This is a genomic window from Hyphomonas beringensis, assembly GCF_000682755.1.
In the GTDB taxonomy this organism is placed as follows: Bacteria; Pseudomonadota; Alphaproteobacteria; order Caulobacterales; family Hyphomonadaceae; genus Hyphomonas; species Hyphomonas beringensis.
The window spans coordinates 39823-60184 of sequence record NZ_AWFF01000032.1; the positions used below are offsets into that span (position 1 = coordinate 39823).

Genomic DNA, 20362 nt, shown 5'->3' on the forward strand with positions numbered 1-20362 from the left:
AAGATTTCAAGACTGTAGCGGGTTCAACACTATCGGAAACACAGATCAGTAGACGAACACGGCTTTCGTATTCACGAATTCCTTCATTCCGTAGCCGCCATGTTCGCGGCCATAGCCGGAATCCTTCACGCCGCCAAAGGGCATGTTGGGCGTTGCGATGCCGTAGCCATTGATCATCACCATGCCCGTATCGAAATGCTTCTGGGCCAGCTCAATCGCGCGGTCTTCATTCTTCGAGAAGATGCCGCCGCCCAGACCATACCGGCTGTCATTGGCGATGCGCATGGCGTCTTCATCATCCTTGGCGCGGATGACAGAGGCGACCGGGCCGAACAGCTCGTCATCATAGGCCGGCTGGCCCGGCGTGACGTCGGTAAGAACCGTAGACGGATAATAATAGCCCTGTCGGTCTGGCACTTCACCACCGCAGCTGATCGTGGCGCCTTTCTCGACGCTTTTCTTGACCTGATCGGCTAGCGTGTCGCGCAGGTCTTCACGGGCAATCGGGCCGAGTTGGGTGTCTTCATCAAACGGGTCGCCCAGTTTGATATCGCTCATCGCCTTGACGAAATTCTCGGTGAAGGCGTCGTAGACCTTGTCTGTCACGATAAAGCGCTTGGCGTTCACGCATGTCTCGCCATTGTTGAATAAGCGGCCCTGGACACAGGTCTTCACGGCGAGTTCCACGTCTGCGTCTTCCAGCACGAGATAGGCATCATTGGAGCCGAGTTCGAGCACGGTTTTCTTCAGCGCCTTACCGGCCTTTTCGGCAACGATGCGGCCCGCCCCATCACTGCCCGTCAGCGTGACACCGCGCACGAGTTCATGTTCGATCACAGCGTCAGACTGATCATGCGAGATCAGCAGGACGGTAAAGAGGTTTTTCGGCAGGCCCGCGGCTTCATAGATGTCACGCAGCATCAGCCCGCTGCCGGTGCAGCTTTCGGCGTGCTTCAGCAGAATGCCATTGCCGGCCATCAGGTTTGAAATGGAATAGCGGATCGCCTGATAGAGCGGGAAGTTCCAGGGCTGAATGCCGTAGACAATGCCGATCGGTGAATAGCTGACAATGCCCTTGCGGCCGGTCTGGATTTCGCGCTCTTCATCGGCGAGTTCCTTGGGACCATGCTCAGCCGTATAATCGCAGATCTGGGCACAGAGTTCGACTTCCTGCTTGCCATCCTTGTAGAGTTTGCCGACTTCCTTGGTCATCAGTTCGGCATAGTCATCGACATGCTTACGCAGCTCTTCGCCGATGGCCTTGATGACCTTGGCGCGCTCCTCAAGGCTCTGCATACGCCAGTCGAGATAGGCCTCATGACATTTGGCGATGGCGGCGTTCATGTCTGCGTCGCTCATGACCGGATAGGTCTTCAGCGTTTCACCGGTGGCGGGATTGATTGTGGTGAGTTGGTCGCTCATTCGGGAATCTCCAATTTGATATTCCCAGAAACAACGGGTGCGCCCCGGCAGGGTTCCGATAACAAAGCTGTTACCGGGGCGCGCCATGCATTTAATCCGTCTACGTTGTTATTCGTGACATCCGTCTAGCCAACAGACACTTTCGAGCCGAGGTCCAGCCAGAGGATCAGGGCCGTTGCCGCCGCCAACATCAGGACGGAGAGGGCCGCATTGATCCAGACTGCGCGGTTCGCGTTCTTCTGGTCGATCCAGGCGCGGGGCCGAATTTTCCGCAAGCGGAAAACGATGAGCGCGGCCAGCACCAGGGCCACGACATTGAGTGCCAGCAACAGGCCTGCGCGCAGGGCAAGCGTCCAGTGCCCCGACCCGGCGAACAAGCCAACAGCGGCGCCCGGCGGCAGCAAGGCCGCGGCGACCATCACGCCCACCAGGGCCGAGGCCTGTCCGCGTGTCAGCGACAAAGCCGCCGCGCCGCCCGCCGCCATGGCGAGGGCGAGGCCATCGAGGCGCACTTCTGCGCGGGACATCAATTGCTGGCTCTGAAGGTCAATCGCGAGGAAGAAGGACAGAATCCAGGAGCAGGCAAGCGCGATGCCGATACCTGCGCCGAGCGTCATGGAGGCCCGCTTCAGCAGCACGAAATCTCCAAGCGCAGCGCCCATGGAGAAGCCGAGCACAGGGCCCAGCAAGGGCGCGATCACCATGGCGCCGATCACGGCAGCCACACCATCCGAGTTCAGGCCGATGGCGGCCACCACAGTAGACAGCACGACCATGATGATGAAATCCCGATCCAGCCGCGCGCCAGTGGAGACATCGGAATAGATTTCCTCCCGCGTCGCCTGGATCTTGCGTTCGGCCTTCTGGTCTGTCGCTTCCTTCAGCTTTGGCGCGGTGGCCTCAACAGGGAAGACCGTTATGCGGTAATCATCGCAGCCTTCCAGAACCGTCTGGATATTGTCCATGAGGGCCTGACCAGTGCCTTCGCGCAGGAAGACAGAGATCAGACGGCGGTCAACCTGCTGCGTATCCTGAACATAGTAATCAATCGGCTCAGCATGCTTGACGGCCCGCATAACCGTGTCGAACCGGTCGTCGGCGGGCATATGAAGTTCCAGAAGGCGCATCGGCCGCTAGTCCCGCTTCAGGCGGGCAATAAGGCTGGATGTATCCCAACGCCGGCCGCCCATGGCCTGCACGTCAGCATAATACTGGTCGACCGTCGCAGTCAGCGGCAGGCTGGCGCCATTCTCACGCGCGGCCTCCAGCGTGATGCGCAGATCCTTGCGCATCCAGTCGACGGCAAAGCCATGATCGAACTTGCCCGCGACCATGGTTTTCCAGCGGTTCTCCATCTGCCAGCTCTGCGCGGCGCCGCCGCTGATCGCCTCGATCACCTTGGCGGCGTCCAGTCCGGCCTGTTCGGCAAAGTGCAGGCCTTCCGACAGGCCCTGAACGATGCCGGCAATGCAAATCTGGTTGACGGATTTGGCGAGCTGGCCTGCGCCGCTCTCACCGATAAGGGTCATCTTCTTGCCGAAGGCAGCCATCACGGGTTCGGCCTTGGCGAAGGCTTTCTCGTCGCCGCCGCACATGATGGTCAGCTGGCCATTGATGGCCCCGGCCTCACCACCGCTGATCGGCGCATCCAGAAAGCGCGCGCCTTTTACGCGGCAGCGCTCGTCCAGTTCGCGCGCCAGGCCTGCTGAGGCGGTTGTGTGGTCCACCACGATCATGCCCGCGCCAAGGCTCGGCTCCAGCTGGGCGAAGACTTCGCTCACATCCGGATCATCGCCGAGGCAGAGGAATACGAATTCCGCACCGAAGGCCGCGTCGCCGGGGGTCTTGGCAATATCGCCCTTGTGCTGGGCGGCCCAGCCCTTGCTCTTTGCTTCCGTGCGGTTCCAAACGGTCACCTCATGGCCCTTTGCCGCCAGATGCCCCGCCATGTGAAAGCCCATCACTCCAAGGCCTAGAAAAGCCGTCCGCGCCATAAACTATCTCTCCTGAATTGAATCCGCTTTCCATCACGCCGCTAGACGTCTCGGATTCTTGACCCCATTAGTACTAGAAGGGTGAGGGGGGAAAACAAGGATGCTGGAATTTATTACGCAGGGACCGGGTGGTTTTTGCAGCTGGCTGTCAAATCAGGGCGCGCAGTGTTCGACACCGGTATTCGCCCTGAATATCTGGAATCTTCTGTCCGGCTTTGTGCTGTTTCTGATTGGCTGGATGGTTGCTGCGTTCATCATCAGATACCGCAGCCTGCACACATTTCAGATCACCCACGGCATAACCCTGCCTCACAGATCCATGGATGATGTGAACATCATCAAGATGCATCCTTATCGTATGCGGGATCTGCTGGAAGAAAAACGGCTGGCCAAGCTGGGGCCAAAAGAGCTGACTGCCAAGCTGAACGAGAAGTACGAGAACCGCTATTTTGTGGTCATATTCCGCGAGAACAGCAAAACCGTCCTCAAGCGCGAACTCAAAATCCTGCCGGTTTGGGTAAAAACCAAGGAAAATGAAGTCCGCGCCGATGGGGAAACAGCACGCCTGCTGAAGAAGGGCAGCGCCAGCCTTAGAGATGATGATACCGATTCATCACACGGCGTGGATGGCGTTTTTGACCTGTTTGTCCGGCCCATCAGATGGTGGGATGTTCGCCATTGGCTATTCCACCCGAACCGTGAAGTAAAAGTAGGGGTTCGTGTGGCGTTTTTCATAACTGCGCTGGAATACTCCTCAGACATATGGAGAGTCATAAGGGCCGTGCTGACCGCGCCTTTTTGAGCCCGCCCTCCTGATACGGTTTCCATTGAATTTCATGGAAATCGGCACGTTTGTTTCCAACGGAGATTCACCAAGACCTGATACACAATCCCTTCCATTCAGAAGGATTGGGACGGATTATGGCGCATGCCACCACCACTATGCAGCACCATCGGGCAGGCAGAAGGCCTGCCTTGCCTGCACGGCGCCTGGGCACCTGGAAGCTGGCCTATGCCGACTTCCTGACGGCCCTTATGGCGTTCTTTCTTCTGCTCTGGCTGGTCAGTGGCGTCTCGCCAAATGCACGCGGCGAAATCGCTGATTTCTTCAATAATGGCAAAACTGCCAGCGCCAGCACCCTGGTGAACATTCGCCCGAGCGAAACCCAGCGCCTCTACAGTCTTCTGTCTTCCGATGCCGCCCTTCAGAGCGCCGGAGACAATATCGTGCTGACCCGCAAGGCCAATGGCGTGCGAATCGATCTGATCGATTCAGAGGCCCGCCCTTTGTTTGCAATGAACGAGTCCGGCTTCACCCCGGCTGGCGCACAGCTGATGGACACCGTCGGACAGCGCCTTTCCACCCTTGATATGCCCCTCACCATTGAAGGCCATACCGACGCCTTTCCGAGCACGGATTCGGGGCGTAGCAATTGGGATATCTCTTCCGAACGCGCAAATGCCGCCCGCCGCGCCCTGACTGCTGCAGGCATTACAGACAGCCGCATCCGAGCTGTCACGGGCCTGGCCGCCACACGCCCCCTTTATGCGGGGCAGCCCCACTTGCCAGCAAACCGCCGCGTGAGCATACTGTTGCAAGTTGACGGCTGACCTGACTGGTAAGCCGGGGCGCGCTGATGAACCGGAGCCACAATGTTGAGTGAACTGGCCGCAACCTGGCCCATGTGGGCGAGTCTCGCTGTCGTGTGCGCGGCAATCGCCTTTTACATGCTCGACAAATGGTCGATGGAGCTGGTCTCCGTCTGCGTGATGGCTGCGCTGCTGGTGCTGTTTACCTTCCCTGGCGCACATGGCGCGGATGGCGCACCAATCAGCGCGGCAGACTTGCTGTCCGGCTTTGGCAACCCCGCCCTGATCACGATCATGGCGCTGCTTGTGGTCGGCCAGGGCCTGTTCCAGACCGGCGCGCTCGAGGGGCCGACTAAGGCCCTGCTGGCAGGTTATGACAAGCGGCCCACCATAACGCTGGTGCTGGCCTTTCTGGCGGTCTTCGTGACCAGCGCCTTCGTGAACAATACGCCTATCGTCATCATGTTCCTGCCCGTGATGACGGCCATCGCGATGCGCATGAACACGCCGCAATCAAAGCTGATGATGCCGCTCAGCTATGCCTCTATCTTTGCCGGCATGACGACGCTGATCGGCACGTCGACCAACCTGCTGGCGGCGGAATCCTATCTGCGGATCACCGGCCAGCAACTCGGCTTTTTTGACCAGACGCCGCTGGGCCTGATCCTGGCGGGGGCCGGTTTCCTCTACCTTATCGTCTTCTCTCGCTTCCTGCTGCCGAACCGGCGCGGCATGTCGGATGACATCGTGCAGCCTTCCGGCAAGCAATTCGTGGCGCAGATTGAAGTGACCAATGGCCACTTCCTGCAAGGCAAGAAACCGATCGCCGGCATGTTCACGGACCTGCCGGACATGACGGTGCGGATGATCCAGCGCGGCGAACGCGCGATCCTGCCGCCCTATGAAGACATTGCGCTACAGGCCGGGGATCTCGTGATTATCGCGGCCACACGCTCGGCGCTGCAAAACGTGCTCGCCCGCCAGCCGGACTTCCTGCAGCAGGTCTGGCAGGCCTCCGGCGTGGATCTGGAAGAAAATGGCAAGCCGAGCACGCTGGCGCTGACCGAAGCGGTGATCGCGCCAGGCTCCCGCATGGTCGGACGCACGGTGGAGATGCTGGGCTTTCGCCGCCTGACGCGCGCGGTGACGCTGGGCATTCAGCGCCGCAGCCGCATGATCCGCACCAAGCTGGGCGAGATCCGGCTGGAATCCGGGGACACGCTGCTGCTGTGCGGCCCCGTGGAAGCCTTCCGCGAGCTGCGTTCCAGCCGCGACCTGATCATGCTGGAATGGTCCCAGACCGAAATTCCGCTGACAACGAAAGCGCTGGCGGCGCGGATAATTTCAGTCTGTCTGGTGCTTGGCGCGGCGAGTGGGATCGTCTCCATCCTGCACGCATCTGTCCTGGCGGCCGTGGCGATGCTGATCGCGGGCTGTCTCAATACGCGGCAGGCGGCGCGCTCTCTGGACCTGCGCATCTTCCTGGTGATCGGCGCAGCGCTGGCCATGGGCATGGCGCTGGAGAAAACCGGCGCGGCGGCGATGATCGCACATGCCGTTGTGAACCTGGCCTCTCCGTTCGGAACGCTGGCGGTTCTGTCTGCCATTTTCCTGGCCGTGGCCATCCTGACCAATCTGCTGTCCAATGCCGCGACGGCCATTCTGTTCTCGCCGATTGCCCTGTCAGCTGCGGCGGAATTGAACATCGACAACCCGCTGCCATTCCTTCTAGCGGTCATTTATGGGGCAAACTGCAGTTTTGCGACGCCAATTGCCTATCAGACAAACATGCTGGTGATGGGCCCTGGACACTATAAATTCAGGGACTTCATGACATTTGGCGCGCCTCTGGTATTCATATTATGGTTCGTGTTTACGCTATTCGCCCCTTGGCGGTTTGATCTGTAAGTGTATCGTCGCAATTATGAGGTTTACGGACTCCCAGATATTGCCCCCGGGGCTTGAACGGTCACTCCGCTTTTACGTGACCAGCCCGAGCCCGTGCCCCTATCTGCCGGGTCTGAAGGAACGCAAGGCCTTCACCAATCTGGCTATCGGCAGCGAAGCCGACAGCGTGCACAACTCACTCAGCCATGCAGGCTTTCGCCGCAGCCAGACGATTGCCTATCGCCCGGCCTGCCCGCGCTGCAATGCCTGCCGCAGTGTGCGCGTGAACTCACGGGAATTCGAACTCTCCCGCAATGACCGCCGGGCGCTAAAGCGGAACGAGTCTCTTGTGCGCCGCCCCGTCGAGTCAGCCCCAACACGCGAGCAATACCGCCTGCTGAAAGCCTATGTGAAGCATCGCCACGACAAGGGCGGCATGTCGGACATGAGCTATCGGGACTATAGCGCCATGGTGGGCGCCAGCCCGGTGAAAAGCCTGATCTTCGAATATCGCGAAGGCCCGGAAGACGACGCGCCGCTGGTGGCCGCGTCGATCACTGATGTCCTGCGCGACGGCCTTTCCATGGTCTACACCTTCTTTGACCCGGAGCATGAAGGCCGTGGCCTGGGCCATTACATGATCCTGGACCACATTCTTCATGCGCATGACCTGGGCCTGCCGCATGTCTATCTGGGCTATTGGGTCAAAGGCAGCCCGAAAATGGATTACAAGCGGCGCTATAAGCCGTTGGAGGTTCTCGATGGCGACACATGGCGGTTGCTGAGAGACGATGAATAAAACGTTGCGACCGCGACACGGCTGAGCGCCGGCGCAGACGCACGGGGGAGAGGATATGATCCACAGACGTAACCTGCTGGGCGCAGGGGCACTGGGCCTTGCCGGCGCGGCAGCCGCCTTTGCCAATCCGGAGAAAGCCGCTGACCTGGCCGCCCCGGCGATTGCGCGCAACCGGCGCCGCTTCAACATGGTCACCACCTGGCCAAAAGGCTTGCCGGGCCTTGGCGAAGCGGCCGAACGCGTGGCGCAGCGCATTCAGACAATGTCTGACGGCCTGATGGAAGTGAAAGTCTATGCGGCGGGCGAACTGGTGCCGCCATTTGAATGTTTCGATGCCGTCTCGAATGGCTCGGCCGACATGTATCATGGCGCGGAATATTACTGGACGGCGAAGTCCACCGGCTTTCCCTTCTTCACCGCCGTGCCCTTCGGCATGACGGCGCAGGAGATCATGGGCTGGATCGACTTTGGCGGTGGCCAGGAATTGTGGGATGAATTGTCGGGCCAGTTCGGCATCAAATCCTTTCAGGCAGCTAATACCGGCCACCAGATGGGCGGCTGGTTCCGCAAGGAGATCAACAGCCTGGATGATCTGGTCGGCCTGAAGATGCGCATTCCGGGACAGGGCGGCGACGTGCTGCGCGCGCTTGGCGGATCGGCCATCGCGCTGCCCGGCGGCGAGATTTATCAGGCCCTTCAGACCGGCTCAATCGACGCAACCGAATGGGTCGGCCCGTGGAATGACTATTATCTCGGCTTCTATCGGGAGGCGCCCTACTATTACGGCCCCGGCTTCCATGAGCCCGGCGCGAGCCTGGCCGTGGGCATGAACCGCCGCGTCTGGGATGATCTGACGCCCGGAGAGCAAGCGATCATTCAGGCCGCCTGTGAAAGCGTGAACCATACATCGCTGGGCGAGTTCACCTATCAGAACTCGGTTCATCTCGACCTGCTGGTCAACGATCATGGCGTGCAGATGCGCAGCTTTCCGGATGAGGTTGTTTCCCGCATGGCAGAGGCGGCCTGGGATATCCGCGCCGCCTCTGGCCGCGATGGCATTGAAAAGCGCATTTATGAGAGCTTTGAGAAGTCGCTGAAGCTGATGCGCGGATGGGCGGATGTGTCTGACGGCCCGTATTATGCCGCCCGCGCGGCGAACAAGTAGACGGACGCGGGGTGGGCATGTCTGCGGATGTTTTTCTGACACTGGGCGGATGGCTGAACTGGCTGGGCCTTGCCCTTTCACCCTTGCTGCTGCTGCCCCTCATCGTAACGATCTGGCCGGACCCGGTTGAAGGCCCTGCCAAATGGCTGAGCCGCAGGATCGACGCGATCTCCGGCTGGGCGTTGGGCGGGGCGATTGCCAGCGCGATCATCCTGGTGATGGCGCAGCTGATGGTGGTTTTGTTGCGCTATGCGTTCGGCATGTCCTTCACTTGGCTGAACGAGATCGTGATCTATGCCTTTGCGGCAATGTTCATGCTGGGCGCGGCCTCAGCCCTGCGTGATGATGCGCATGTCCGTGTGGACATTCTGCGCCCGCGCTTCGGGCCGAGCGGACGCAACTGGGTTGAACTGGCTGGCATCTATCTGTTCCTGTTTCCGATCTGCATCCGCCTGCTGGCGATGACGGAACAGGGGCTCGCACGCAGCTGGGCCTTGTTTGAGGGCTCACGCGAATCCGATGGGCTGCCGCTGCTGTTCCTGTTCAAGACATTGCTGCCGGTCTTTGCCGTGTTGATGCTGGTGCAGGGCCTGTCGGAAGCGCTGAAAGCGGCGCTACGCCTGACCGGCAAGCTGGAAGACACGCCGGAAGAAGACCCCCATGGAGGCATCCATGGAGCTTGAGGTGATCCTGGCGCTTTCGATGTTTGCCTGCGCCATTGCGGCGCTGCTGGCCGGCTATCAGGTGGCGCTGACCCTGGGCGGCGTGGCGTTGCTGTTCGCGCTGGCCGGGATTGGCATGGGCGTGTTCGACGAGGCCTTTCTGCGCAATCTGCCGAGCCGCATTCTTGGCGGATCGATCATGCAGAATACGACGCTGATCGCCGTGCCGCTATTCGTGCTGATGGGCGTGATCCTGGAGCGATCACGTGTAGCGGAAGACCTGTTGCACATTGCCAGCCGCCTGCTGGGCAAGGTACGCGGCGGGCTAGGCTATGCCGTGGTTCTGGTCGGCGCGTTGTTGGCGGCCTCCACCGGGATTGTTGGCGCGACGGTGATTACGATGACGCTGATCGCCCTGCCGACCATGCTGCGCCAGGGTTATGATCCGCGGCTTGCGACCGGCACCATCGCGGCCTCTGGCACGCTGGGGCAGATCATTCCGCCGTCCATCGTGCTGATCCTGCTGGCGGACGCGATTTCCAATGCGGCGAGCCAGGCCAGTCAGGCGACCGGCGCGGCGGGGTCTTTCGTGGTTTCTGTGGGCGATCTGTTTGCGGGCGCGCTGATCCCCGGCCTCTTGCTGGTGGGATTGTACCTCGCATGGATCGCCATCACAGCCATCTGGAAACCCGAACGCTGTCCGCCGGTTGAGCAGGATGACAGCCCGCCGCTGACGGCCAAGGAAATCGCCTTCGGCCTGGGCGCACCTCTGGTGCTGATCTTTGCTGTGCTTGGCGCGATCCTGGGCGGCGTCGCCCCGCCAACAGAGGCCGCCGTGATTGGCGTGGCCGGCGCGATCCTTCTGGCCGGACTGAGGCTGGCGGATGAAGATCGTGAGCGACGTGTCAGCTGGCTGTTGATGGCCGGACTGCTCAGCGTGGTGGCGATTGTGTGCCTGCGCAATCTGTTCGATCTGCGCACCGGAGTCGCCTCGATTGGCAGGGCCAATGAAGTCGGCATCCTGCTGACCGGTCTGGCCTGTCTTGTTTTCTTCGCTGCCGTGGCGGCGGGCCTGATCGTGCTGCGCCGGATGCGGCAGCTGCTGCCCGCGCTGAAGAGTGCGACGCAGATTACCAGCATGGTGTTCCTGATCCTGATCGGCGCGTCTCTGTTCAGCCTCGTCTTCCGCGGCTATGGCGGCGACGACATCATCGCAGATGTGCTGCACGCCATGCCGGGTGGCAAATGGGGCGCCCTGGCCATGACCATGATCGTGATGTTCGTGCTGGGCTTCTTCCTGGACTTTATCGAGATCGTGTTCGTCGTGGTGCCTCTGGTGGCACCGCCCCTGATCATTCTGGGGTTTGACCCGGTCTGGCTGGCCATTCTGATGGCGCTGAACCTGCAGACCAGTTTCCTGACGCCGCCCTTTGGCTTCGCCCTGTTCTATCTGCGCGGCGCGGCCCCGGCGAGCGTCAAGACGATGGATATCTGGCGCGGGGCAATGCCGTTCATTGTGTTGCAGGTGTTGCTGATCACGCTGGTTGCGGCAATTCCGGCCTTGGCAACCTGGCTGCCGGGCATTACTGCCCGGTAGTATGGGACAAGACATCGATCCATTCCGTGCGATCTCCGTCAGCAAACGGGCGCATGATCTGAAAGCCGAAGGCCGGCGTATCCTGCACATGGAATTCGGCCAGCCCTCCACACCCGCGCCGAAAGCCGCCATCGCCAAGGCGCATGACGTGCTGGACACAGACCCGATGGGGTATTGGGAAAGCCGTCCGCTCAAGGAGCGTATTGCCCAATACTACAAGCAGCATCATGGCGTGGATGTACGGCCCGGCCGCATCACGCTGACCTGTGGCGCATCGCCTGCCCTCGTGCTGGCGCTGTCGACGGCGTTCAATCCGGGCGACCGTGTGGCGCTGGCGCGGCCGGGCTATGTTGCCTATCGCAACACGCTGCGCGCGCTGAATCTGGAGCCTGTCGAAATCGCCTGTGGAGAGGAAGCGCGCTATCAGCTGTCCGCCGCTGCACTGGACGCGATCGATCCGGTCCCGGCAGGCGTGATCATTGCCAGCCCCGCCAATCCGACAGGAACGATCATTCCGGCAGATGATCTGGCCGCGCTGGCCGATGTCGCCAAGAGAAAGAACATTCGCATTATTTCGGATGAGATCTATCACGGTCTCAGCTATGGCCCGGAAATCCGCTCCATGCTGGAGTTTGATCCGGATGCGTACATTGTGAACAGCTTCTCGAAATATTTCTCGATGCCCGCCTGGCGACTTGGCTGGCTGGTGTCGCCGGAAGATGGCGCTGAGCGGACGAGCGCCTATGTCGGGAATTTGTTCCTGACGCCGCCCTCGCTGTCCCAGCACGCAGGCCTCGCCGCCATGGACTCCACTGAGGAACTGGACGGGCATGTCGACGTGTACCGCCGCAATCGCGAACTGATGCTGGAAGCGCTGCCCCGGCTGGGCCTGGAAAAGATCGCTCCGCCCGATGGCGCGTTCTATATCTATGCAGATATTTCAAAGTATACGGACGATAGCTTGTCCTTCTGCCTGAAACTGCTGGAAGAGACCGGCATCGCCACCGCGCCGGGCGTGGACTTTGACCCTGTCCTAGGGCACAAATTCATGCGCTTTTCCTTCGCGCTTTCCACCCCGCAGATCGAGGAAGCCATCAGTCTGCTGGAACCCTGGTTCGCGGCGCAGCCTCAGTCGCACGCATAATCCGCAACGGCGCCGCCGTCTGGTGTGCGTTCAAGGGTGGCGAGTGTGCAGCCCTCTGGCGCGGCAGCGCTGGCGGCTTCCAGCAACGCGTCTTCGGTGGGCGCGCTGGCGACTCCGAAGCTGCCATCCGTCTTGACCGAGAATTTCAGCTTGAACCCCTGCCCTTCAACCGGCGCGGCGAAGAAGCTGTAATTGCCGCCGGCAACCGTGCGGTCCGGTAAGCCATTCCAGGCGGCTGCGCTCCACCCGGATGAAGATGCGGCGCAAGCCGAAAGAGCAAGCGCCGCACTGAGAACGAAATATTTCATGGTCCCACCTCCTGATAGTCAGGAGATAGCTTACCCTAGAATTTGACTTCCGGCACCTGGGACAGCGCCTCGCGGCCTTCGACGCCAACATCGAAGAAGTCGCGTTCCTCGAAATTGAACATGCCGGCAATGATGGAGCCCGGGAATTGTTCGCGGGAGGTGTTGTAGTCCTGAACCGCGGAATTGTAGAAGCGGCGCGCGGCGGCCAGCTTGTCTTCAATCGTGGACAATTCTGCCTGCAGCTGCAGGAAGTTCGTATTGGCTTTCAGGTCCGGATAGGCCTCTGCCAGGGCGAACAGCTTGCCAAGGGAGGCCGTCAGCATGCCTTCAGCCTGGGACATTTCTGCCGGCGTGCTGGCGCTCTGCGCGGCGCTGCGGGCCGCGATGACGGCGTTCAGGGTTTCCTTCTCGTGAGAGGCATAGCCCTTGACCGTCTCGACAAGGTTCGGGATCAAATTCTGGCGTTGTTTCAGCTGGACATCGACATCGGCAAAGGCCTGATTGACGCGCTGCCGCTTCATCACGAGGCCGTTATAGATCAGGATGACAAAGCCGACGATCGCGACGATGGCGGCCAGAATGATGATAATGGGGCTCATAAGGCGTCCCTCCAAAAGAACCGGAATGTCAAAGGGGTATCCGGGCCCGCCGCCCAGCGCAAGAGTGCGGCGCGATTATCTGCGGCAACCAAGTGACTTGACCAGACGTGATGGATACCGCCTCCTCTCTCAGCATGCAGGAGGCCAGCCATGTCATCAAAGTACCCCTTGGGCGAACACCATTATATCCACCGGATTGGCTGGCTGCGTGCCACTGTGCTGGGCGCAAATGACGGCATCCTCTCCACGGCCAGCCTGATGATCGGGGTTGCCTCTGCCAATGCCACACCAGGCGCCATCATGACGGCAGGCCTGGCAGGCCTGGTCGCGGGGGCGATGTCGATGGCGGCGGGGGAGTATGTCTCCGTCTCCTCTCAAGCTGATACGGAAAAGGCCGATATCGAGATCGAAAAGGCCGCCCTGAGAGACCGTCCTGAAGCAGAATTGGTGGAACTGGCCAACATCTATATGAACCGCGGCGTGCACAAGGACACGGCCTATGAGGTCGCGCGGCAGCTGATGGACAAGGACGCGCTGGATGCCCATGTGCGCGACGAACTGGGCATGTCGGAGTTCGGCACGGCGCGGCCTGTGCAGGCTGCGATCAGCTCGGCGCTGAGTTTCTCTGCCGGCGCTTTGCTGCCGCTGCTGGCGGCTGTGGTGTCTCCAGAGGCGCTGGTGACGCCGGCCGTGGCGGGTGTGTCTCTGCTGGCGCTGGTGATCCTGGGTTTCCTGTCGGCCAAGGCTGGCGGGGCCAAGCGCACGAAGGCCGTCGTGCGGATCGTGTTCTGGGGCGCGGCTGCCATGCTCGTCACCGGGGCGATCGGCGCCGCGTTCGGGACGGTGGTCTGACACTTTTCCGCTGTTTCAGACCACGGCACAGCTTTACAAATCCTCTCAATTCTTTAGCTCGTTGAAGAAGGACATAGCAGACAGGATTTTGTAAAACGCGCTTATGACGGATGCAGGCCGCCTCGCGAGACATATCTCAGATGCCCGCCGGGTGATGGTTTTCACCGGCGCAGGCATCTCCACGGAAAGCGGCATCCCGGACTTTCGAAGCCCAGGCGGCGTGTGGAGCAAGATGTCTCCCATCTATTTTCAGGACTTTGTCGCCTCCCGCGATGCGCGCCGGGAATCGTGGCGCCGCGTGTTCAACCGCACCGAAGGCTGGACAGGCGCAGAGCCGAATGTCGGCCATTATGCGGTGTCGGATCTGGTAAAGCGCGGCAAGGTATCATCCGTCGTCACACAGAATGTCGACAATCTTCACCAGGCCTCCGGCGTGCCCGATGAGAAGGTGATCGAGATTCACGGCAATGCCAGCTATGCCAAATGCCTGCAGTGCGGCAAACGCTATGAGTTTGAAAGCCTGCGTGAGCGCTGGGAAAATGATGAAGACCTGACCTGCATATTCTGCACGGGCCTGTTGAAGAATGCCACCGTCTCCTTCGGCCAGGCCATGCCGGAAATTGAAATGCAGCGCGCCGGGGAAGAAGCCCTGCTGTGCGATCTGTGTCTCGTGCTCGGCTCATCCCTCGTCGTGTATCCGGCGGCGGCCATTCCCATTGAGGCCAAGCGAAATGGCGCGCGCCTGATCATCGTGAACCGAGAGCCGACAGATCAGGACCCGTTTGCAGATCTTGTCCTTCACAAGGAAATCGGCTCTCTGCTGACCGATACGATGGCCATTCTGGACAAGTAACAGGTGCATATCAGCCTGACTGATCCCTCGACACTTCTGGTGCTTCTGGCGACAGTTGTGGGGCTGGGCGTGCTTTTCCTGCCGCGCCTGAGGCAGTGGAGAGCCTGGCAGGCCACGGTGACACCGCTCGCCTCCATCATTGGTAGCGGCTTTCTGGTGCTAGGGCCGATCCTGGACGACTCCTATGGCAAATATGCGCCGCTGGTGATGGCGGGCTTGTGCCTGCTGGCCTTTGCCTTCGGCTATGCCATCCGCTTCAACATTGCACGAAGGGCAAAGGTGGGCGAGCGCAGCCGTGCCGAGGAATGGCTGGAGGAGGCCGCCTCCTGGGCGCTGGCCTTCGCCTATTGCATCTCGGTTGCCTATTATCTGAACCTGTTCGGGGCGTTCGGACTGTCGCTGTTCAATCTGGACAATCCCGCCTATCCGAAACTGCTGACCAGCGCGGTGCTCTTCTTTGTGGTCGCGTCGGGCCTGCTGGGCGGGTTCTCGGCCATGGAGAAGATGGAGCAGTTTGCCGTCAGCCTGAAGCTGGCGATCATTGCCGGCCTGCTGGTGGGGCTGGCGCTGTATTTCGGCGGCAAGGCGACGAGCCATCAGCTGGTCTTCAATGATCTGCAGCTGCACGGCTGGCCCGCTATCACGCTGGCTTTCGGCCTGATCGTGACGGTGCAGGGCTTTGAGACATCGCGTTACCTGTCAGACGAGTACACGCCGGAAATGCGCATCAGGTCCATGCGGTGGGCGCAGATCATCTCGGCGGCCATCTACATGGTCTATGTCAGCCTGCTGTCCTACCTGTTCCATCCCAGTGAGCTGGCCCTGGACGAGACGGCCATTGTGGACATGATGCAGATCGTGGCGCCCGTGCTGCCGCCGCTTCTGGTGGCCGCCGCCCTCAGCGCGCAGTTCAGCGCAGCCGTGGCGGACGCAAGCGGCGCTGGCGGGCTGGCCGAGGAAGTTTCGCGCGGGAAGATCACGCCGAAGCGTGCCTATCTGATCCTTGGCATTGTTGGCGCGCTGCTGACCTGGGGCGCGAATGTGTTCGACATTATCGCCTATGCTTCAAAGGCCTTTGCGCTCTACTATGCCATCCAGTCTGCCATCGCGATGGTCGGAGACTGGAAGACAGCCGGCGGCTTCAACTGGCGCACGCCGATCTATGCGGGCCTCAGCCTGCTCGGCATACTGATTGTCCTGTTCGGAGTGGCAGCCGAAAGCTCTTCGCACTAGCCGACGCTGACAGGCACCGTGAACTTGCCCGCGCGATAGTCTGCATAGGCGTCATAAATTTCCTGCTCGGTATTCATCACGAACGGACCATGGGAGACGATGGGCTCATTGATCGGCTCGGCATGGCCGTAGAGGATCACGGCGTCCGTGCTGGCGGCCATCTCTATGCCATCGCCCGCGCCAAGCTCTGCCAGATTGAATCCGGATACCTGCGTACCATTGATCGTGACCTCGCCTTTGGCGACATAGACGAACACATCGCGCCCCGTCAGCCCATCAAAGGCGATGCGGCTGCCGGAGGTCATGTCGAGCCAGCTCATGAAAATGCCGGTCAGGGAGTCGAAGGCGCCTGCCTGGCCGTCATGCTCACCCGATACGAGGTGCAGGGTCACGCCGTCTTTCTGGATGGCGGGGATCTTGTCGGCCTGAAGACCGGTATAGCGCGGCTGGGTCATTTTCAGCCGCGAGGGCAGATTGATCCACAATTGCAACAGCTCCATCGGTCCGCCTTCCTTCTTGAAGGCTTCCGGGGAGACTTCCTCATGGACGAGGCCACTGCCAGCCGTCATCCACTGGACACCGCCCTCATGGATGATGCTCTCATGACCTGCACTGTCGCGGTGGGCGAGTTCACCTTCCAGAATGAACGTAACCGTCTCAAAGCCGCGATGCGGGTGAGGGCCGAATGGCAGGCCGCGATTGTGCGGCGGATAGATCTGCGGGCCGTGATGGTTCAGGAACAGGAACGCCCCGATATGGCTGACGCCGCGCCCCGGCACAGGGCGGCGGGTAACAAGATCGCCAATATCATCCCGCATGGCGGGGTGGATGGCGATGACGGGTTTGAGCTGTGGCATACCGCGCTCCTCATGATCGGTTCTATACTCATGTAGGAACGCGGCACGCCGGAAAAAGTGTCAGCCGCAGTGCAGGCCTGATGCGCTAGCCGCTGAATGTGCCGCTTCTCGGGAAGCCTTTGGGCACGGCCTTGCCGGCCTGGGCGCGCTTGCCAATCCATTCTTCCCATTCCGGGAAGGCGCGGTGGCGGCCACCTGTCATGACGATCAGGCCATCTTCGGCATCGAACGTCATCAGATCTGCCAGCGTGTGCTTGCCGCTATAGGATTGCAGCTTGTTGCCCTTGCCGCGTGCCATTTCGGGCAGCTCTTCCAGCGGGAAGATCAGCAGCTTGCGGTTTGTTCCGACCACGGCCAGCATATCGCCTTCGACTTCCGGACAGACGAGCAGTTCGCCCTTGCCGGTATTGACGGCCTGCTTGCCAGCCTTGCGGTTGGATTCCAGTTCCTTTTCCTCGACCACGAAGCCATAGCCTTCGCTAGAGGCAACAACCCGTTTGCGCTCGGGCTCAAACCGGAACATGGCGATGATGTCGACGCTGTCTTCCAGGTCAATGGACAGGCGGATCGGCTCACCATGGCCACGCCCGCCGGGCAGCTTGTCTGCCAGTAGCGTGAAGGCCCGGCCATCGGACGCCATGAGGATGATCTTGTCCGTACTCATCACTTCTTCAGTGAGGTACAGCTCGTCACCTTCCTTGAACTTGGCGGATTCCGGATCGAGGCCATGGCCCTTCATGCCGCGGATCCAGCCCTGTTTGGAGAGCACGACTGTAACCGGCTCTTTCGGGCGGGTCGCTTCCAGAGCAGCCGCGAGATCCACCTCGGCCACTTCGCCAAAGGTCGCACGGCGGCGGCCAAGCTCAGAGTCCGGATCGAATGCCTCGCGGGCCTCTTTCAGCTCCTTGGAAACCTTGCTCCACTGGCGACGCTCTGAACCGATCAGCTTTTGAAGCTGTTCGCGCTCTTCGGTCAGCTTCGTGTGCTCACCGCGAATTTCCATCTCTTCCAGCTTGCGCAACGCACGCAGGCGAAGGTTGAGGATGGCTTCGGCCTGAATATCCGTCAGGCCGAATGTTTTCATCAGCACGGGCTTGGGCTCGTCCTCGTACCGAATGATGCGGATCACCTCATCAATGTTGAGATAGGCAATCAGATAGCCATCCAGCAGGTGCAGGCGCTTCTCAATCTTGTCGAGGCGGAATTCCGCCCGGCGCACAACCACTTCACGGCGATGGTCCAGATAGGCCTTCAGCACATCCTTCAGGCCCATGACCTGTGGCGCACCCTTGTGCAGCACGTTCATGTTCAGGCTGAAGCGCGTTTCAAGATCGCAGACCTTGTAGAGGCTCTCCATCAGCACTTCCGGCTCCACCGTCTTGGAGCGTGGCACCAGAACAAGGCGGACGTCTTCCGCGCTCTCATCGCGCACATCGTCCAACAGCGGCAGCTTCTTCGCCTCGATCAGTTCGCCCAGCTTCTCAAGCAGCCTGGACTTCTGAACCTGATAGGGAATCTCGGTGACGATGATCTGATAGGTGCCACGACCTGTATCCTCGACTTCCCAGCGGGCCCGCATGCGGAAGCTGCCCCGGCCCGTCTCATAGGCGTCCAGCATGGCTTCGCGGGATTCGACGATGATGCCGCCGGTCGGGAAATCCGGACCTTTGACAAAATCCATCAGCTCCTCAGTGGTCGCCTTTGGCTTTTCGATCAGCAGGCGGGCCGCATCAATCAGTTCGGCAGCATTATGTGGAGGAATGGAGGTCGCCATGCCAACCGCGATGCCGCTGGCGCCATTGGCGAGCAGATTCGGAAAGCCTGCCGGCAGTACGACCGGTTCTTCGTCATTCTCGGCATAGTTTGCGCGGAAATCGACGGCGTTCTCATTGAGACCCTCCAGCAGCAACTCGGCTGCGACGGTCATCCGCGCTTCGGTGTAACGATAGGCAGCAGCGCTGTCGCCGTCGATGTTGCCAAAGTTCCCCTGGCCATCCACCAGCGGATAGCGAACGGTGAAATCCTGCGCCAGACGCACCAGCGTGTCATAGATCGAGCTGTCGCCGTGCGGGTGGAAGTTACCCATAACGTCGCCAACAATCTTGGCGCATTTGCGAAAGCCGCCTTCAGGATCCAGCTTCAGTACGCGCATTCCATACAGGATGCGCCGCTGAACCGGCTTCAAGCCATCGCGGACATCCGGCAGGGCGCGGGACGTGATCGTCGAAAGGGCGTAAGCAAGATAGCGCTTGGACAGCGCCTCACTCATCGGCTCATTGATGATCCGGTCTTCCGGCGTGCCATCAATCGTATCGGACATTCTGGCCTCTTTGCAGTTTCGTGCCACATTCTGGTGCAGGCCCCAGCGTAGAATCATCGACTCATCAGGGCTACGTGACGTTAACACAAACGGGTTTTTGGTTAAGGAAAGGAAAAGGGCACAGCTGCCAATGCACGCACTCAAAGCATGGATTCTGTTGATAAGCGTGCCGATTTTGGTCGTCGCCGCCCTGATCTGGCTGGCGCCGCCCCGTCACAACCCCTTCGCGCCGATCGACCTGACCGAGAGGCTGGGCCTCGGCACGCACCACAAGCTGATACGGGCCCGCGACAGCCGCGAGCTGTGCTTTACCGCGCTGGATGAGGCGGGCGTGCTGTATACACCGCTGGAAGACGAGAAAATGGAAGGCCGCTGCGGCCTGTATGACGCGCTGACGCTGGACCGGACGATGACGCCCTATTCCGCCACGCTGCGGATGACCTGCGCCGAGGCCGCTGCGCTCTACACCTGGGAGCGGCATGTCGCGCGCCCGGCGGCAGTGGACATTCTCGGCTCTCCGATTGCGCGGATAGAGACCTATGGCAGCTTTTCCTGCCGTAACATCGCCGGGACAGGGCGCATGTCCCAGCACGGCCTGGGCAATGCTGTGGATATTTCAGGTTTCCGGCTGGAGGATGGCCGTCTGATCGACGTGAAGACGTATTGGAATGCGGGCGGCAAGGAAGCCAAATTCCTGCGCGCGGTGCACAAAGGCGCGTGCGAGGTATTCTCCGTCACGCTGGGCCCTGAATACAATGCCGCCCATGCCGATCATTTTCATCTCGACATGGGCGGCGGAAGAGTGTGTCGGTAAGCTTAGTTATCCAGGCACTCGAAGCCGTCTTCGGTGACTTCTTTCACGCGGCCTTCACCGCCGCACACGCGCAGCGCGGCTTCAGTGTTTTCATAGATCGCATCGCGGCCGTGTTCATCGGCATCGACGTGAATGCAGCCAGCCAGTGACAGCATGGCAATGGCGGTGACAGCAAATACAGTTTTCTTCATGGCATCAGCCCTTGGGTTTGCACGGAACGCCCCAGTCCCTCAAAAATCGAGTTATCACCGCCGGGTCTGAATGTC

General features: G+C 60.5%; 20 protein-coding genes. 12 read left to right on the plus strand and 8 right to left on the minus strand.

The genetic code is table 11. The features are described from left to right. Positions 1-45 precede the first annotated feature (45 nt). From HY29_RS06910 to HY29_RS06920, 3 genes are all read right to left on the minus strand, one after another. A complete protein-coding gene (locus HY29_RS06910; protein ID WP_034795116.1) occupies positions 46-1422 on the minus strand; it encodes an NAD-dependent succinate-semialdehyde dehydrogenase in 1377 nt (458 codons plus the stop codon). Between the two features lie 125 nt (positions 1423-1547). Then, on the minus strand, positions 1548-2528 hold the full coding sequence (locus HY29_RS06915) for a TIGR00341 family protein (RefSeq protein WP_241765158.1): 981 nt from the start codon (positions 2526-2528) through the stop codon (positions 1548-1550). A gap of 27 nt (positions 2529-2555) precedes the next feature. Continuing rightward, positions 2556-3416: an NAD(P)-dependent oxidoreductase gene (locus HY29_RS06920; RefSeq protein ID WP_034794665.1), complete on the minus strand. Its 861-nt coding sequence runs from the start codon at positions 3414-3416 to the stop codon at positions 2556-2558. A 217-nt stretch (positions 3417-3633) separates the two neighbouring features. Here HY29_RS06920 and HY29_RS06925 point away from each other — a divergent pair, with 217 nt between their 5' ends. The 8 genes from HY29_RS06925 (at position 3634) to HY29_RS06960 (ending at position 12260) form a co-directional block, all read left to right on the plus strand. After that, positions 3634-4218 carry a hypothetical protein gene (locus tag HY29_RS06925; RefSeq protein ID WP_155838237.1) on the plus strand — a complete coding sequence of 195 codons (585 nt, stop codon included), beginning with the start codon at positions 3634-3636 and terminating at the stop codon, positions 4216-4218. Between the two features lie 173 nt (positions 4219-4391). Then, positions 4392-5027 carry an OmpA family protein gene (locus HY29_RS06930; RefSeq protein ID WP_034794672.1) on the plus strand — a complete coding sequence of 212 codons (636 nt, stop codon included), beginning with the start codon at positions 4392-4394 and terminating at the stop codon, positions 5025-5027. A gap of 42 nt (positions 5028-5069) precedes the next feature. Further along, complete coding sequence (locus tag HY29_RS06935; protein ID WP_034794675.1) at positions 5070-6914, plus strand: SLC13 family permease; 1845 nt, start codon at positions 5070-5072, stop codon at positions 6912-6914. 16 nt (positions 6915-6930) lie between these two features. Then, positions 6931-7692 carry an arginyltransferase gene (locus HY29_RS06940; RefSeq protein ID WP_051601227.1) on the plus strand — a complete coding sequence of 254 codons (762 nt, stop codon included), beginning with the start codon at positions 6931-6933 and terminating at the stop codon, positions 7690-7692. Between the two features lie 55 nt (positions 7693-7747). Further along, entirely contained in the window at positions 7748-8857 is a 1110-nt protein-coding gene (locus HY29_RS06945) for a TRAP transporter substrate-binding protein (protein WP_081811270.1), read from the plus strand. 17 nt (positions 8858-8874) lie between these two features. Continuing rightward, positions 8875-9540, plus strand: coding sequence for a TRAP transporter small permease subunit (locus HY29_RS06950; RefSeq protein WP_034794680.1), 666 nt, complete (start codon positions 8875-8877; stop codon positions 9538-9540). Next, a complete protein-coding gene (locus HY29_RS06955; RefSeq protein ID WP_034795125.1) occupies positions 9530-11116 on the plus strand; it encodes a TRAP transporter large permease subunit in 1587 nt (528 codons plus the stop codon). Before HY29_RS06950 ends, HY29_RS06955 begins: the two co-directional genes overlap by 11 nt. 1 nt (position 11117) lies before the next feature. Then, positions 11118-12260, plus strand: a complete 1143-nt coding sequence (locus tag HY29_RS06960; protein ID WP_034794683.1) for a pyridoxal phosphate-dependent aminotransferase — start codon at positions 11118-11120, stop codon at positions 12258-12260. On the opposite strand, the gene HY29_RS06965 is transcribed toward HY29_RS06960, so the two are convergent. Together HY29_RS06965 and HY29_RS06970 are read right to left on the minus strand one after the other, a co-directional pair. Beyond that, a complete protein-coding gene (locus HY29_RS06965) occupies positions 12245-12568 on the minus strand; it encodes a hypothetical protein (protein ID WP_034794686.1) in 324 nt (107 codons plus the stop codon). The two genes, HY29_RS06960 and HY29_RS06965, sit on opposite strands and share 16 nt — an antisense overlap. A gap of 35 nt (positions 12569-12603) precedes the next feature. Beyond that, positions 12604-13167 (minus strand): LemA family protein, encoded by a 564-nt coding sequence (locus HY29_RS06970; RefSeq protein WP_034794688.1) that lies wholly within the window; start codon positions 13165-13167, stop codon positions 12604-12606. 150 nt (positions 13168-13317) lie between these two features. Here HY29_RS06970 and HY29_RS06975 point away from each other — a divergent pair, with 150 nt between their 5' ends. The 3 genes from HY29_RS06975 to HY29_RS06985 all read left to right on the plus strand — a co-directional run bounded on the left by HY29_RS06975 (position 13318) and on the right by HY29_RS06985 (position 16105). Next, positions 13318-14019: a VIT1/CCC1 transporter family protein gene (locus HY29_RS06975; RefSeq protein WP_034794690.1), complete on the plus strand. Its 702-nt coding sequence runs from the start codon at positions 13318-13320 to the stop codon at positions 14017-14019. Between the two features lie 103 nt (positions 14020-14122). Beyond that, positions 14123-14872, plus strand: a complete 750-nt coding sequence (locus HY29_RS06980; protein ID WP_034794692.1) for an SIR2 family NAD-dependent protein deacylase — start codon at positions 14123-14125, stop codon at positions 14870-14872. 3 nt (positions 14873-14875) lie between these two features. Further along, positions 14876-16105, plus strand: a complete 1230-nt coding sequence (locus HY29_RS06985) for an APC family permease (RefSeq protein ID WP_206741935.1) — start codon at positions 14876-14878, stop codon at positions 16103-16105. On the opposite strand, the gene HY29_RS06990 is transcribed toward HY29_RS06985, so the two are convergent. Both HY29_RS06990 and parC read right to left on the minus strand, forming a co-directional pair. Then, positions 16102-16962: a pirin family protein gene (locus HY29_RS06990; RefSeq protein WP_034794694.1), complete on the minus strand. Its 861-nt coding sequence runs from the start codon at positions 16960-16962 to the stop codon at positions 16102-16104. The two genes, HY29_RS06985 and HY29_RS06990, sit on opposite strands and share 4 nt — an antisense overlap. Positions 16963-17047: 85 nt before the next feature. Next, on the minus strand, positions 17048-19282 hold the full coding sequence (parC, locus tag HY29_RS06995; protein ID WP_034794696.1) for a DNA topoisomerase IV subunit A: 2235 nt from the start codon (positions 19280-19282) through the stop codon (positions 17048-17050). A gap of 130 nt (positions 19283-19412) precedes the next feature. Here parC and HY29_RS07000 point away from each other — a divergent pair, with 130 nt between their 5' ends. After that, positions 19413-20096 (plus strand): extensin-like domain-containing protein, encoded by a 684-nt coding sequence (locus HY29_RS07000; RefSeq protein WP_034794698.1) that lies wholly within the window; start codon positions 19413-19415, stop codon positions 20094-20096. Positions 20097-20098: 2 nt separating this feature from the next. On the opposite strand, the gene HY29_RS07005 is transcribed toward HY29_RS07000, so the two are convergent. Beyond that, entirely contained in the window at positions 20099-20287 is a 189-nt protein-coding gene (locus tag HY29_RS07005; RefSeq protein WP_034794700.1) for a hypothetical protein, read from the minus strand. Positions 20288-20362: the final 75 nt, after the last annotated feature.

Excerpts from the sequence above, each read along its gene's own strand:
- HY29_RS06910 (WP_034795116.1), bottom strand. The coding sequence starts at position 1,422 with ATGAGCGACCAACTCACCACAATCAATCCCGCCACCGGTGAAACGCTG.
- HY29_RS06915 (WP_241765158.1), bottom strand. The coding sequence starts at position 2,528 with ATGCCCGCCGACGACCGGTTCGACACGGTTATGCGGGCCGTCAAGCAT.
- HY29_RS06920 (WP_034794665.1), bottom strand. The coding sequence starts at position 3,416 with ATGGCGCGGACGGCTTTTCTAGGCCTTGGAGTGATGGGCTTTCACATG.
- HY29_RS06935 (WP_034794675.1), top strand. The coding sequence starts at position 5,070 with ATGTTGAGTGAACTGGCCGCAACCTGGCCCATGTGGGCGAGTCTCGCT.
- HY29_RS06940 (WP_051601227.1), top strand. The coding sequence starts at position 6,931 with ATGAGGTTTACGGACTCCCAGATATTGCCCCCGGGGCTTGAACGGTCA.
- HY29_RS06945 (WP_081811270.1), top strand. The coding sequence starts at position 7,748 with ATGATCCACAGACGTAACCTGCTGGGCGCAGGGGCACTGGGCCTTGCC.
- HY29_RS06950 (WP_034794680.1), top strand. The coding sequence starts at position 8,875 with ATGTCTGCGGATGTTTTTCTGACACTGGGCGGATGGCTGAACTGGCTG.
- HY29_RS06955 (WP_034795125.1), top strand. The coding sequence starts at position 9,530 with ATGGAGCTTGAGGTGATCCTGGCGCTTTCGATGTTTGCCTGCGCCATT.
- HY29_RS06960 (WP_034794683.1), top strand. The coding sequence starts at position 11,118 with ATGGGACAAGACATCGATCCATTCCGTGCGATCTCCGTCAGCAAACGG.
- HY29_RS06965 (WP_034794686.1), bottom strand. The coding sequence starts at position 12,568 with ATGAAATATTTCGTTCTCAGTGCGGCGCTTGCTCTTTCGGCTTGCGCC.
- HY29_RS06970 (WP_034794688.1), bottom strand. The coding sequence starts at position 13,167 with ATGAGCCCCATTATCATCATTCTGGCCGCCATCGTCGCGATCGTCGGC.
- HY29_RS06975 (WP_034794690.1), top strand. The coding sequence starts at position 13,318 with ATGTCATCAAAGTACCCCTTGGGCGAACACCATTATATCCACCGGATT.
- HY29_RS06980 (WP_034794692.1), top strand. The coding sequence starts at position 14,123 with ATGACGGATGCAGGCCGCCTCGCGAGACATATCTCAGATGCCCGCCGG.
- HY29_RS06990 (WP_034794694.1), bottom strand. The coding sequence starts at position 16,962 with ATGCCACAGCTCAAACCCGTCATCGCCATCCACCCCGCCATGCGGGAT.
- parC (WP_034794696.1), bottom strand. The coding sequence starts at position 19,282 with ATGTCCGATACGATTGATGGCACGCCGGAAGACCGGATCATCAATGAG.
- HY29_RS07000 (WP_034794698.1), top strand. The coding sequence starts at position 19,413 with ATGCACGCACTCAAAGCATGGATTCTGTTGATAAGCGTGCCGATTTTG.
- HY29_RS07005 (WP_034794700.1), bottom strand. The coding sequence starts at position 20,287 with ATGAAGAAAACTGTATTTGCTGTCACCGCCATTGCCATGCTGTCACTG.